Raw genomic sequence first — 12,937 nt, 5'->3', positions numbered from 1 at the left:
TCAGAGCCTATAACGAACCTACCGAATTAAGAGAAAGCTTAAGTTAAATTAGCAGGAATGATTAAATGTTATTTACATTTTATCCGCATTTGAATAAATTTAGTTACGACTATAATATTTTGATATCTAATCATTAGAATTGAATGTTTTTATTAGTTCTAAAATCTATTGCACCGTTCGCACAAAGCCCTATAATCCGCGAACTATTTTTAACACTCATCTTAAGCTGTATAGAAAGTAATTATGCCTGATTCACAACAATTACATGATGTGCTTATTAACTTACGCCGAGTAATAAGAGCGACTGATTTGCAATCCAAGCGGGTTGTTAAGAAGTGCGGCCTTACCATACCCCAAATTATGGTATTGAGTGCTATCCATGAATTAGGGGATGTGACTGTAAAACGCATCTCAGATAATGTCTCATTAAGCCAAGCAACAGTCACAACTATCCTTAATCGCTTAGAGGACAGGGTGTTAGTAGAGCGCGTTAGAGCCCAGAAAGACAAACGAATTGTCAATGCACGCCTAACAGAAGAAGGTCGCTGCATGTTAGATAATGCGCCACCTTTATTAAATGAGAAGTTTATAGACCGCTTTGAAGATTTAGAAAGCTGGGAAAAAAATCAAATTCTTTCCACCCTACAAAGAATCGCCAGCATGATGGATGCAGAAAACATCGACACAGCTCCATTAAGTGAAGTTTCAAGCGATACTTTTTAAATAGCATTTCTACTTTTAAGACTCAACAAAGAAGCCCTTATTTTTAAGGGCTTTTTTTTATTTGATCAAAACTTACCCAATCACGACTAACCTTTAACAAACAACGTCTTGCTCGTTTACTGAATTAATTTGCGCACTAATAATTAGAGATGTAAACTATTCAATGTTTTGAACACTAATCATCTCCTTAAATAGAACAATTAAACAAAAAAGGTACCCCTCTATGCATAAACAAACTTTTGTCGCTGGAGCTATGGTCTTATTAAGTTCTGCAAGTTTTGCTGCCGATTCATGTGGTGAGATTACGATCGCTGATATGAACTGGAACTCAGCCTCTTTGATGGCGAATATTGATAAATACATCCTCGAAGAAGGTTATGGTTGCGAGATCGAACTGATCCCTGGCGATACTATGCCAACAGGTGCTTCCATGATTGAAAAAGGCGAGCCGGATGTGGCACCAGAAATGTGGAGTAACGCCATGCGTGATGCCCTACAAAAAGGTGTCGATGATAAACGTTTACGTTTTGCAGGTAACTCTTTATCAGACGGCGGTGAAGAAGGTTTCTGGGTACCTAAGTATCTAGTCGAAATGGACAGCTCTTTAGCGACTATTGAAGGTGTATTAAAAAACCCTCAACTATTTAAGCACCCTGAAGATGACAGCCTAGGCGCTCTATATAGCTGCCCTGCTGGTTGGAACTGCCAAATCTCTACTAACAACCTTTATGTTGCATTAGGTATGGAAGAAGCAGGCTTTGATATTATCGATCCAGGTTCTTCTGCAGGTTTATCTGGTGCCATTGCACGTGCTTATGAGCGTGGACAAGGTTGGTTAGGTTACTACTGGGCACCTACTGCCGTTCTAGGTAAGTATGAAATGGTGAAAGTTGATTTTGGTTCAGGCATTGATGAAGAACACTTCACGACTTGTCTGACACAAGAAGACTGCCTTGAGCCTCGCCCAAGCATGTGGCCACCAGCACCAGTTAAAACTATGACAACTGAAGACTTCGCTAAACGCGAACCTGCTGCCTATGATTATTTCACCAAGCGTTCATTTACCAACAATAAAATGAATGTATTGTTGGCTTGGATGGAATACAACCAAGCAGACGGTGAAATTGCTGCTGAATACTTCCTAAAAAATAATGAAGAAATGTGGACTACATGGGTTTCTGCTGATGTAGCTAGCAAGATTAAAGCTTCATTAAACTAATCTTAAATACGCTAGTCTCCTCTACCTAACTCAGTTAGGTAGAGGCTATAAATAGTTTTTTTGCAACAAGATAAACGAGGCGACATTCACTATGTCAGATACTTCTTGGTTAAGTAAATTTCCACAACTAGAACGTGGCGATCTGATTGCCATCCGTAAAACTCTCGATGGTGCTTATAGGGAATTCTCTCGCAATTACGGCGATACTATTGAAAGCCTTTTTGACCCTCTTCTTACATTTTTAATTTGGTTTGAAAAGCTCCTTATTGCCTCTCCTTGGTGGCTAACCATAGGCGTAATCCTTGCGATCGTATATGGTGCAAGCCGTTCTTGGAAACTTTGCACAGGTGTCTTTGCCTCTCTAATCGCCATTGGCGTATTAGGCATGTGGGATGACACTATGCGAACACTCAGTATTATTACTGTCTGTACCTTACTTTCTATTGGTATAGGCATACCTACTGGCATACTCATGTCTCGCTCTAATCGAGTACAAGCTATAGTCACTCCCATACTCGATGTCATGCAAACCATGCCAGCATTCGTTTATCTCATCCCTGTTGTTATGCTATTGGGTATAGGTAAAATCCCAGGGGTTATCGCGGTAATTATCTATGCTGTTCCACCTGTTATTCGATTAACTAACTTAGGGATTCGCCTAGTTAACAAAGAAACCCTTGAAGCGGCAACGGCATTTGGAGCCACAGCTAAACAAAGATTATTTGGCATCCAGCTTCCTCTTGCTATGCCGACTATCATGGCCGGTATCAACCAAACCATTATGATGGCACTTGCCATGGTTGTAGTGGCTTCCATGATAGGGGTTAAAGGTTTAGGGCAACCGGTTCTAAAATCTATTACTAACCAATATTTCACCCTAGGTTTATTCAATGGTTTAGCCATAGTTGCATTGGCAATCATCTTCGACCGAGTATCTCAAACCTATGCAAAACGCACTCAAAAACACCTAGGAGGCATGAATAATGACTGATTTAAATAAGGCCTCTACAGAAGAAAACGAAACTCTGATCGAAATTAGTGGTTTGTATCAAGTATTTGGTAATAAGGCTAAGTCTGTATTACCTATGGTTAAGGCCGGCAAAAGTAAAGACGAGGTGCTTGCTGAAACGGGCCATACAGTCGGCTTAAGAGACATTAATCTTGATGTAAAACGTGGTGAAATTTTCGTTATTATGGGTCTATCTGGCTCAGGTAAATCGACAATGATCCGACACTTCAACCGTTTGATCGATCCAACAGAAGGTCAAATCAAAGTTGAAGGCGAAGACATCATGAAACTTACAGATGATGAATTGATCCAGTTCCGTCGTCACAAGATGTCTATGGTATTCCAACACTTTGGTTTAATGCCCCATCGTACTGTCATTGACAATGTTGCCTATGGTTTAGCGATTCAAAATGTTGATAAAACAGAACGCTTAGCAAGTGCTAGCCAATGGTTAGAAACTGTTGGTTTAGCAGGTTATGGTGATCAATACCCAGCGCAGCTATCAGGTGGTCAGCAACAAAGGGTTGGCCTTGCCAGAGCCTTATGTACTAATGCTGAAATTCTCTTGATGGATGAAGCATTCTCAGCACTTGATCCCTTGATCCGTAGTGAGATGCAAGATCAATTGATCGAGCTACAAGCAAAACTGAAAAAGACAATTATCTTTATCACCCATGATTTAGATGAAGCATTACGTATCGGCGATCGTATCGCTATCTTAAAAGATGGCATTCTATCTCAAGTTGGTAAACCAGTTGATATCTTACTCAGCCCTGCTGATGACTATGTTGAGGCTTTTGTTAAAGACGTTAACCGCGCACGAGCACTAAGCACACAAACCCTAATGCAAAACGTCAACAATACATTGGAATCACAAAGTGTTGAGTCAGCCATCAATTCATTAAACGCTAGCCAACAAGAATATGGTTTCGTTTGTAATAATGAAGGTTATCAAGGTGTCGTTACTCGCTCTCAATTAGAGCAAGCCGCAGCGAATGATAGTAACGCGGACATATGCTGTGATGAGCTTTTAATCAAGGTTCCTAGCGTATCGCCAACCCAATCATTGCAATCAGCTATCCCTGAAGCCTTGGGTCATAACTTTGCTCTACCTGTTACCTGTAAAGATGGTAAGTTGGTCGGCACAATTCCAAGATCAGAAATTGCTCAAGTGCTAGAGTCCTAATCTAGCCAAAGCCAGCTTGGGTTAGTAAGACACTAACCCAAGCTTGGTTTATCCAAACTATTCCTGCAAACATCATCCTTTTCTTAAGAACTGAATACTAATTCTTCATCTCCTTAATAATTCGCTTATAATAACTTAATTGAAACACGAAGTTAGCTCTCACACCTATCCAACTAGGCAAGTCTACTCGAGGGGAAGTTATGGATAATCCAGCATTAGAACCAAGACATAATTGGCGAGTTCTACTTCAATTAAGAGCCATTGCCATAATGGGGCAAGCGGTTTGTGTCCTTGTCATCTTTCTATATTTCGATAGTGTCGAACATACTGCCATCATGGCGGCTGTGATTGCCGTTTATGCTTTAATCAATGGCATTCTATGGGTACAACTACGTAACCCTGAATTACCCGGCAATAAGTCATACTTGTTTCAAATCCTATTAGATATCATTGAGCTCAGTGCTATCTTTTATTTAAGTGGCGGTAGTGATAACCCCTTTATCTTTTACTTTCTAGTCCCCTTAAGTATTGCTGCCGTAGTTTTGCCTTTAAATTATGTTGCCTGTGTCGCTATCAGCGCGATTATTGCCTTTAGCTTTTTAAGTCTTTATAACCTCCCATTGCCAGAGTTCACCGAAGAAAATCAAAACTTAAACCTGTCACAGTTTGCCCTCTGGTTTAACTTTGTCATGTGTAGCATCTTTATTGCCGGCTTTATCACACACATAGTGGGCTATATGAAACGCCAACAAAATTGGTTATCTGACAGCCGTGAACACCTACTACAAGACGAACAAATACTCGCTATTGCAACCCATGCAGCAGGGACAGCTCACGAACTGGGAACACCTTTAAATAGCATGAAATTAATTATTGAAGAGCTCATCGTTGAGATAAAGGACAATGAAACAGCTCATCAAGATGTTCTACAATTAAAAAACCAGCTAGATAACTGCACTAAAATTCTTCGCAATCTATCTGAAGAGGCTAGAATTAATGAACACTGGCATAATGACATTACACTTGCGACTCAATATATGGAAAAAATTCTAGATAAGTGGCGTATATTAAGACCTGATGTCAGCCTTGATTATCAGGCTAAATCAGGTGAGTCGCCTTATATTCGTGTCGATCCAACATTGGACCAAGCCTTTTTAAACCTTCTTAATAATGCTGCAGATGCGAACCCTAATTCGATCGAAATTAAAGCTAAGTGGAATCTTGAAGAGTTTATTCTCACTATAAAAGATCATGGCGCAGGTATTTCTAACCAAGTTTTAGAGCGTTTAGGGCAGCAGCTCACTACCACTAAAGATGGTATGGGTATTGGTTTTTTCCTTTCTAATGCCTCTGTTGCAAGACGAGGCGGCACAGTCGCCCTTTATCCCGTCGAAGAAGGCGGTACCTTAACCCGTATAACAATTCCTTTTGCTGAGAAGCAATAAGCCTGTTTGGAAAACAAATTAATAAGATGAATACGAACCTACTAATCATTGATGACGACGAAGTACTTACCTCTACCTTAAAACGCGCTATGGAACGCCGAGGTTTAGAGGTTTCAACAGCAATGAATGGTGACGAAGCTTGCCTAGCTTTAAAAGAAAAGAGCTTTACCTATGCCACTTTAGATTTAAAGCTGGAACAAGAATCTGGCCTTGCCATTTTAACCAAATTACTTGAAATACAGGCCGACTTAAAAGTTGTTGTGTTAACAGGCTATGCCAGTATTCCTACAACCGTTGAAGCGATTAAACGAGGTGCACAAGATTATTTATGCAAACCTGCTTCTGGGGATGATATCTATGCTGCACTACTTGGCAACAACACCGAAGAAGTTTGCATAGCAAGCAAACCTTTATCTGTTGATAGATTAGAGTGGGAACATATCCATAGAGTGATGGCAGAAAATAATGGCAATATTTCTGCAACAGCAAGAGCACTGGGCATGCATAGACGTACATTACAACGAAAGCTACAAAAGCATCCCGCAACACATTAAATTTAATTCCACATAAACATTAAGTATTTAGTAAACTATGGAGAAGATCTAGTTAAAAAGTAAAAGAGAGAAGCAATGGCGGAAGCACATATTCCATTACAAAAGCTTGTATTAATCAGCGTATCTCTTTTATCTTGCCTGCCTATTACTGCCCTATTTCTTTGGCTTCTTATTAGAGTTGAAACCTTAGACTTTACAGGTGAGTTTCTCTCCATAGATTTTGCTTTTGTCGCAGCTCTAATATTGATGAATATTCTGATTGCTAAAAAGCTTGCGCGTTATTTAGACCATACCATTCAACCCTTTGTTGCAGCAGCTAAACACATACATCATTCAAAGAATAAAATCCCTTTAGAGAAGTTACGCACGACAGAATTTTATCAACTTGCAACCGCATTTAACTCTTTATCAGATCAAGTAGAACAACAGAAACGTCAGCTTAAAAAACAACAAGAGCATGATAAAACCTTATTGCTACAAAGAGTTGCAGACAACTTACCCGGCATGATTTTTCAATCCAAGCTCACCTCCTCAGGTTCGATTCTCACCTACTTTTTAAGCTATGGCTTAGAGCATATTTATGCCAATGCAGAAAAGCCTCAGGAACAAAGAGTTCATGAGCTTATCAACTCGTTTAATGTAGATGCTTTCCCAGAACTGCTGAAAATCATGCGAAAATCAGCACACTCTATGCAGCCTTATCACTTTGATATTGAAGCGATTAACCTTGTTGGCGAAACTTATTGGCTATCGATATCTGGGCAACCTTCTATTAAAAAGGGAGAAGTGCACTGGGATGGAGTTGCACTTGATATCACAGAACGTAAAAATTATGAGACTAAAATGTGGCAGCAAGCTCATATTGATGCAATTACTCAATTAAATAACCGGTCCTCCTTTAATAAACACCTTAAAGCACTTTGCAAACAAGAAGCCCTTCGCCCCTTTTCGTTACTCTTTTTTGATTTAGATGGTTTTAAAAATGTGAACGATAAACATGGTCATCATATAGGCGATCAAGTTTTAATTAAGTTTTCACAACAACTTACTCTGGTATTTTCACCGTTAGAGTCCAGTTTTTTAGCCCGAGTAGGCGGTGATGAGTTCTGCGTGATAGCGACCAATAAAGCAGACTTAATTAAACAAACCGATAACCTACTTGAAAGCTTATCTTTACCAGTCGATATCAATGGTATTCAAATCTATATTAAAGTCAGTGTAGGCATGGCCAACTGGCCAGAAAGTGGCCACAGCGCCGAAGCGATTCTGCATAAAGCCGACATTGCCATGTACTCAAGTAAAGAAGTTGGCGGTCATCAGTTACGCCAATAAATAATGACATTTGGATGACTCATGTCAATCTGATAAACTTGCGCCAAATTTACGACGATGATGGTTTTCGGTCTATTTTTCTCCGAAAATATTGCATTTTTAGATGAAGCAGACTAAAAACTGAACTAAAATCATCGGCCTTCCTTCCTAACTCAATCAGGATTCTGACTAAATGTCTAAATCGAATATTAAGAACGATTTATTATCGGGTCTTACGGTCGCACTTGCCCTAGTCCCAGAGGCTGTTGCATTTGCTTTTGTTGCTGGTGTTGCCCCACTTGTTGGCCTATACGCTGCAGCCATTGTTGGTTTTATCACGGCGGCATTTGGTGGCCGTCCAGGTATGATTTCTGGTGCAACCGGTGCGCTGGCTGTCGTCATGGTCGCCTTAGTAGCAAATCATGGGGTTGAATACCTATTCGCTACTGTTGTCCTTATGGGGATCATTCAGGTACTTGCTGGGGTATTACATCTAGGTAAGTTCATTCGTATCGTACCTTACCCAGTGATGCTTGGTTTTGTTAATGGCCTTGCTATTGTCATTTTCTTAGCCCAATTAGGCCAATTTAAAGTGCCTGATGCAGAAGGCGCACTAGTATGGATGCAGGGTTCTGAGCTTTACATCATGCTAGGACTAGTCGCATTAACTATGGCGATCATTCACTTTTTACCTAAGTTCACTACAGCTATTCCTTCGTCATTAGCAGCCATTGTTTTTGTTACCTTCTTATCAACCTTCTTGAACCTCGAAGCAAGAACAGTAGTTGATTTTGTTGCCACAATGACAGGCGATATTAATGCCTCTATTGCAGGTGGGTTGCCAAGTTTCTCTATTCCTATGGTGCCTTTCAACTTTGAAACACTGGCTATCATAGCGCCTTACGCTTTCATTCTTGCAGCAATTGGTCTGATTGAATCTCTGCTAACATTACGTCTTATCGATGAAATGACAGAAACTCGTGGTCGTGGCAACAAAGAATGTATTGCCCAAGGCTCTGCAAACATAGTGACAGGCTTCTTTGGTGGTATGGGTGGTTGCGCCATGATTGGCCAGAGTATGATCAACATTAATTCTGGTGGTCGTGGTCGACTATCTGGTATTAGTGCAGCAGTGGGTCTAATGCTATTTATTTTGTTTGGTGCCTTCTTAATTGAACAAATTCCTCTAGCAGCCCTTGTGGGTGTTATGTTCATGGTTGTTATCGGTACATTTGAATGGTCTAGCTTTAGAATCATCAAAAAAATACCAAAACAAGATGCATTTATTATCGTGCTTGTTTCAGCCGTCACAGTATTCACTGACCTTGCCATTGCTGTATTCGTTGGTGTTATCGTTGCGGCACTGGTATTTGCTTGGGAACATGCAAAGCACATTCAAACCAAGTCTTATCTTGATGAAAATGGCTGGAAAGTTTATGAATTAGATGGTCCTCTTTTCTTTGGCTCAGTGAGTAACTTCATGGAGTTATTTGACCCTAAAAACGACCCAGATGATGTCGTGGTTGAATTCATGCGTTCACGTGTTGCTGACCACTCCGGCCTTGAAGCAATTGATGCTTTAGCAGATAGGTATGAGAAGGCGGGTAAACGCTTACATATCAGACACCTAAGTCGCGAATGCCAACTACTACTTAAAAAAGCAGGTAACCTAGTAGAAGTTAACTATATCGAAGATCCAAGTTATAGTGTTGCCTCAGACAAGTTAGGTTAATCACCCCAAACCTGTCATAAAAATAAAAAAGGCCGTATTCATTGAATACGGCCTTTTTTGTGACATTTTTTGCTTAAAGAATAGCGCTACTCTGCTATTTGAGATCTAGAACATCCTGCATGTCATACATACCAGCAGACTTACCTTTAAGCCACTCAGCGGCTCTCACAGCACCTTTGGCAAAAGTCATGCGACTACTTGCTTTATGTACGATCTCGATACGTTCGCCTTCTGTCGCAAACCAAACACTGTGATCACCGACTACATCACCTGCACGAATCGTCTCAAAGCCGATCTCTTTTTGGGTTCTAGGACCAATCTGTCCTTCACGGCCATACACAGCGCATTCTTTTAAATCACGACCCAGTGCATCAGCGACAACTTCACCCATTTTAATAGCGGTACCTGAGGGTGAATCGACTTTATGTCTATGGTGAGCTTCGACTATTTCAACATCATACTCATCACCTAGGATCTTAGCTGCAGTCGCTAACAGCTTTAGTGTTAAGTTAACACCAACACTCATATTAGGCGCAAAAACGACTTGAGTTTGCTTAGCACATTCATCAAGAGCAGCCTGCTCATCTTCAGTTAATCCAGTTGTGCCTACTACGATAGCTTTTTGGTTAGCAGCGCAAAATTGTGCATTCTCTATCGTTAATGCTGGTGTTGTGAAGTCAATCAGCACATCAAAATCATTTACACAAGCCGCTAAAGAATCCACCATAGCAACATTAAGCTTACCTACGCCTGCGATTTCACCGGCATCAGCTCCCACTAAGCTGCTACCAGCTTTAACAATTGCAGCACCTAAAACACAGTCTGTTGCATCATTTACAGCCGTAATTAAGTTTTTACCCATACGCCCAGAAGCGCCAATAATTGCTACTCGCATCATCTTCTTATCCCACAATAATTATGCCGCCAACAATAACAAAAACAGAATAAAATCTCAGCTATTTCCGACAGCATTTAGGATAAGATAAGGAGTATGTGTTAAAGCCACGGAAAGCAAACATGAAGACTTTATTAATCATTTTTCTCAGTATTAGCCTAACGGCATGCAGTCTGGGCAGTACCGCCTATAAACACCTAGATTATGTGGTGCTCTGGTACACATCCGATTATGTCAGCCTTGATAAGTCTCAGAAATTGCATCTCTCAGAAGTAACAAAACATTTTGTTGCTTGGCATAGAAGTAATGAGATAGAAAAATATAAGGTGGTACTGGCAGAGTTTAAACAGGATATTGCTCAACAGACGATGACAGATGAAAGGGCAAACTATTATCGTCAACAAATCAGATTTTTCTTGAGTAAGGTAAGGTTTTACCTTAGTCCACATTTAATTCCATTATTAAATAGCCTATCAGATAGTCAATATACCCAAATCGTCGAAGCACTCGACAAAGAAGTTAATTCGGATAAAAAGCCACTCACTTCTGATGAGAAAATCAAAAAGATGCAAGATGAGCTCGAGGAATGGTATGGCACATTAAAACCAGCTCAATTAAACATACTGGCTAACATCAACGCAAAAAGAGAAGTACAAGCTCCTATCTGGCGTGCCGCTAATCAAGCATGGTTAGACACTTTTAAAGAAGCAAGTAAGCAAGCGCAGACGCCAAGGTCACAAGCAATAAAAGCACTCTTGTTGGAAACATTGACCCCTTCCGATTCAGGTGACTATTCAGAAAGAGAAGAATGGATGCAAGTTTGGCGATTAGCTGATGAGGCTCAAAGGCAATCTATCCTAGATAAACTCTCTGAGTATCAAGAATTGCTTGATGACGTATCCAATTAATGATCCGTCATCAAGCTTCGAGGTTAGAATATTTCGTCTGGTGTTAACTCAAAAGTAGCAGCATCATCATTGCTATCTTCGATTTCAGAGTTTTGGAAAGCATTATTAAAGCTATCAAAAGCATTATTAAATCGAGCAGCCGATAGATCATTTTGCTTGATAATCAATTCAACGCGACGATTACTCGCCCTGTTAAAAAAAGTATCATTAGGTGCAAGTGGCCTAGTATCAGCATAACCTGTTACAGAAAAACGGCTTTGCTCTAGTTGACCTGTAGCAAATAACTCTTCTGCTACTGAAATAGCTCGGGCAGATGATAGCTGCCAGTTAGAACCAAATCGACCACTTACGATTGGGATATTATCCGTATGCCCTTCTACCGCAATGGTACCTTCAATACCAATTAACACATCACGAATCATGTCAATAATAGGTATAAAGTCAAAATTCAATTCGGCAGAACCAGATTCAAACGAACCCTTTTCTTTTAGACGTATCGTAATCGTTCGCTCTTGTGTTTCAACTTCTACTGTTCCTTTAGAGATTTCTTCCCTTAGAACAGAGGATATTTGCTGTGCATCTTCTTCTGTTTGTTTTACTTGCTCTTCTCTCTCAAGATCAGCAGAAGATTTATCAACAAGTTGTTGACCTTGAGCACCAGCACCTTCTTTCTCATTTAACTCAGATTCACCAGGTTTACAAAGAACCTCAAGTGTATTTTCAGGCCTTTCATCTACCTTCTGACGCACTTCATTAATGGGTGTAGGTTCTGGCTTACCAGGACTGAACTCTTGAGCAATAATGGAGGTACCAGTCGGAATAGACTTAGCTTCAATTTGCTTTTGCACACCAAAAGCTTCTCGCATTGAACCTGCAAGCTGTTTGAACTTTAATACATCCATTTCGGCAAAAGACAGCAGCAATACAAAGAAACACATCAATAGCGACATCAAGTCGGCAAATGTTCCCATGTAGGCAGGAAGCCCCTCTATACATTCGGGGCAATCCGGTTCTTCTTCATCACTCATGAGTTAGGTTATCCAGCAGCTAAATTGCTTTTATTCACGTTCAATACGTTTGCCTTCGGCAATATAGGTTTTCAATAAACCGTCAATTACACGAGGGTTTTGACCAGCTTGAATAGCAAGCAGAGCATCAATAATTAGTTGTTGTGCCATTAATTCTTCATTAGCACGCTTCTCAAGCTTAGCTTGTATAGGTAGGGCAAACATATTCGCCAACATGGCGCCATAGAGGGTTGTTAGAAGCGCAACCGCCATCGCAGGACCGATGGACTTAGGATCATCCATGTTTGCAAGCATCTGTACCAAACCAATCAGTGTTCCTATCATCCCCATCGCAGGACCAGTATCACCAAAAGCTTTAAATACTTTTGCACCAGCATCATGGCGTTCAAATGCCATTTTCATATCTTTATTCATCTGGCTTTTGACCACAGAACCGTCGTGGCCATCCACTAGCATCTGAATCCCCTTAGACATAAAAGGGTGACTCACATCCATGCCTTCCAATGACAATAGGCCCCCTTTACGAGCAGCATCGGCAAGGTTAAAAATTTCATCAATAAGTGCATCAAGAGGAACACTCTTGAACATAAAGGCTTTCGCTGCGACTTTACCTGCGCCAAGGAACTGACTCAGAGGATATTGCATTAATACAACAAAGGTAGAACCTATTAAAACAATCAGGATAGATGCAGGATCCAAAAACATCCCTGCAGATCCACCTAATATGATTGCCGAAATGATGATCGCAAATGATCCAATCAAACCGACTAACGTTGCTAAATCCAAACTAGTCTCCTAACGAGTAGATTGCTATGTCAAACTTGGTACAATTCTAAACTAAAGTAACGAGATAGGGTTAGACCCTTACTCTAGATTTTTGTATTACTTACGACAGAAAGCTCGAAGAATTTTCAATTTTCTGTTACA

12 protein-coding genes are annotated in these 12,937 nt (G+C 40.4%); 9 read left to right on the top strand and 3 right to left on the bottom strand.

What is annotated here, in order from left to right:
• The first annotated feature begins 243 nt into the window (after positions 1-243).
• The 8 genes from OA91_RS05085 to OA91_RS05050 all read left to right on the top strand — a co-directional run bounded on the left by OA91_RS05085 (position 244) and on the right by OA91_RS05050 (position 9,179).
• A complete protein-coding gene (locus OA91_RS05085; protein ID WP_046017642.1) occupies positions 244-723 on the top strand; it encodes a MarR family winged helix-turn-helix transcriptional regulator in 480 nt (159 codons plus the stop codon).
• 223 nt (positions 724-946) lie between these two features.
• Positions 947-1,942, top strand: coding sequence for an ABC transporter substrate-binding protein (locus OA91_RS05080; protein WP_063336600.1), 996 nt, complete (start codon positions 947-949; stop codon positions 1,940-1,942).
• A 91-nt stretch (positions 1,943-2,033) separates the two neighbouring features.
• Positions 2,034-2,933, top strand: coding sequence for an ABC transporter permease (locus OA91_RS05075; RefSeq protein ID WP_046017644.1), 900 nt, complete (start codon positions 2,034-2,036; stop codon positions 2,931-2,933).
• Complete coding sequence (locus tag OA91_RS05070) at positions 2,926-4,137, top strand: quaternary amine ABC transporter ATP-binding protein (protein ID WP_063336599.1); 1,212 nt, start codon at positions 2,926-2,928, stop codon at positions 4,135-4,137. Before OA91_RS05075 ends, OA91_RS05070 begins: the two co-directional genes overlap by 8 nt.
• Before the next feature lie 200 nt (positions 4,138-4,337).
• Entirely contained in the window at positions 4,338-5,582 is a 1,245-nt protein-coding gene (locus tag OA91_RS05065; RefSeq protein ID WP_063336598.1) for an ATP-binding protein, read from the top strand.
• A 26-nt stretch (positions 5,583-5,608) separates the two neighbouring features.
• Positions 5,609-6,136, top strand: a complete 528-nt coding sequence (locus OA91_RS05060; RefSeq protein WP_063336597.1) for a response regulator transcription factor — start codon at positions 5,609-5,611, stop codon at positions 6,134-6,136.
• 75 nt (positions 6,137-6,211) lie between these two features.
• Positions 6,212-7,468 (top strand): GGDEF domain-containing protein, encoded by a 1,257-nt coding sequence (locus OA91_RS05055; RefSeq protein WP_063336596.1) that lies wholly within the window; start codon positions 6,212-6,214, stop codon positions 7,466-7,468.
• A 172-nt stretch (positions 7,469-7,640) separates the two neighbouring features.
• A complete protein-coding gene (locus tag OA91_RS05050; protein WP_063336595.1) occupies positions 7,641-9,179 on the top strand; it encodes a SulP family inorganic anion transporter in 1,539 nt (512 codons plus the stop codon).
• A 94-nt stretch (positions 9,180-9,273) separates the two neighbouring features.
• Here OA91_RS05050 and dapB read toward each other — a convergent pair whose 3' ends face one another.
• Positions 9,274-10,074 (bottom strand): 4-hydroxy-tetrahydrodipicolinate reductase, encoded by an 801-nt coding sequence (gene dapB / locus OA91_RS05045; protein ID WP_046017744.1) that lies wholly within the window; start codon positions 10,072-10,074, stop codon positions 9,274-9,276.
• A 122-nt stretch (positions 10,075-10,196) separates the two neighbouring features.
• Here dapB and OA91_RS05040 point away from each other — a divergent pair, with 122 nt between their 5' ends.
• Positions 10,197-10,982: a DUF6279 family lipoprotein gene (locus OA91_RS05040; protein ID WP_063336594.1), complete on the top strand. Its 786-nt coding sequence runs from the start codon at positions 10,197-10,199 to the stop codon at positions 10,980-10,982.
• 23 nt (positions 10,983-11,005) lie between these two features.
• Here the strand turns inward: OA91_RS05040 and OA91_RS05035 are convergent, their stop codons facing one another.
• Positions 11,006-12,010, bottom strand: coding sequence for a flagellar motor protein MotB (locus OA91_RS05035; protein ID WP_046017651.1), 1,005 nt, complete (start codon positions 12,008-12,010; stop codon positions 11,006-11,008).
• Between the two features lie 30 nt (positions 12,011-12,040).
• Entirely contained in the window at positions 12,041-12,796 is a 756-nt protein-coding gene (gene pomA / locus OA91_RS05030; protein WP_046017652.1) for a flagellar motor protein PomA, read from the bottom strand.
• Positions 12,797-12,937 lie beyond the last annotated feature (141 nt).

The sequence above is a fragment of the Marinomonas sp. SBI8L genome (assembly GCF_001624705.1).
Lineage (GTDB): Bacteria > Pseudomonadota > Gammaproteobacteria > Pseudomonadales > Marinomonadaceae > Marinomonas.
The sequence above is the reverse complement of the archived record's forward strand: the minus strand, read 5'-3'. Positions and strand labels throughout refer to the sequence as shown.

Coding starts and splice junctions, on each gene's coding strand:
- OA91_RS05085 (WP_046017642.1), top strand. CDS start 244: ATGCCTGATTCACAACAATTACATGATGTGCTTATTAACTTACGCCGA.
- OA91_RS05080 (WP_063336600.1), top strand. CDS start 947: ATGCATAAACAAACTTTTGTCGCTGGAGCTATGGTCTTATTAAGTTCT.
- OA91_RS05075 (WP_046017644.1), top strand. CDS start 2,034: ATGTCAGATACTTCTTGGTTAAGTAAATTTCCACAACTAGAACGTGGC.
- OA91_RS05070 (WP_063336599.1), top strand. CDS start 2,926: ATGACTGATTTAAATAAGGCCTCTACAGAAGAAAACGAAACTCTGATC.
- OA91_RS05065 (WP_063336598.1), top strand. CDS start 4,338: ATGGATAATCCAGCATTAGAACCAAGACATAATTGGCGAGTTCTACTT.
- OA91_RS05060 (WP_063336597.1), top strand. CDS start 5,609: ATGAATACGAACCTACTAATCATTGATGACGACGAAGTACTTACCTCT.
- OA91_RS05055 (WP_063336596.1), top strand. CDS start 6,212: ATGGCGGAAGCACATATTCCATTACAAAAGCTTGTATTAATCAGCGTA.
- OA91_RS05050 (WP_063336595.1), top strand. CDS start 7,641: ATGTCTAAATCGAATATTAAGAACGATTTATTATCGGGTCTTACGGTC.
- dapB (WP_046017744.1), bottom strand. CDS start 10,074: ATGCGAGTAGCAATTATTGGCGCTTCTGGGCGTATGGGTAAAAACTTA.
- OA91_RS05040 (WP_063336594.1), top strand. CDS start 10,197: ATGAAGACTTTATTAATCATTTTTCTCAGTATTAGCCTAACGGCATGC.
- OA91_RS05035 (WP_046017651.1), bottom strand. CDS start 12,010: ATGAGTGATGAAGAAGAACCGGATTGCCCCGAATGTATAGAGGGGCTT.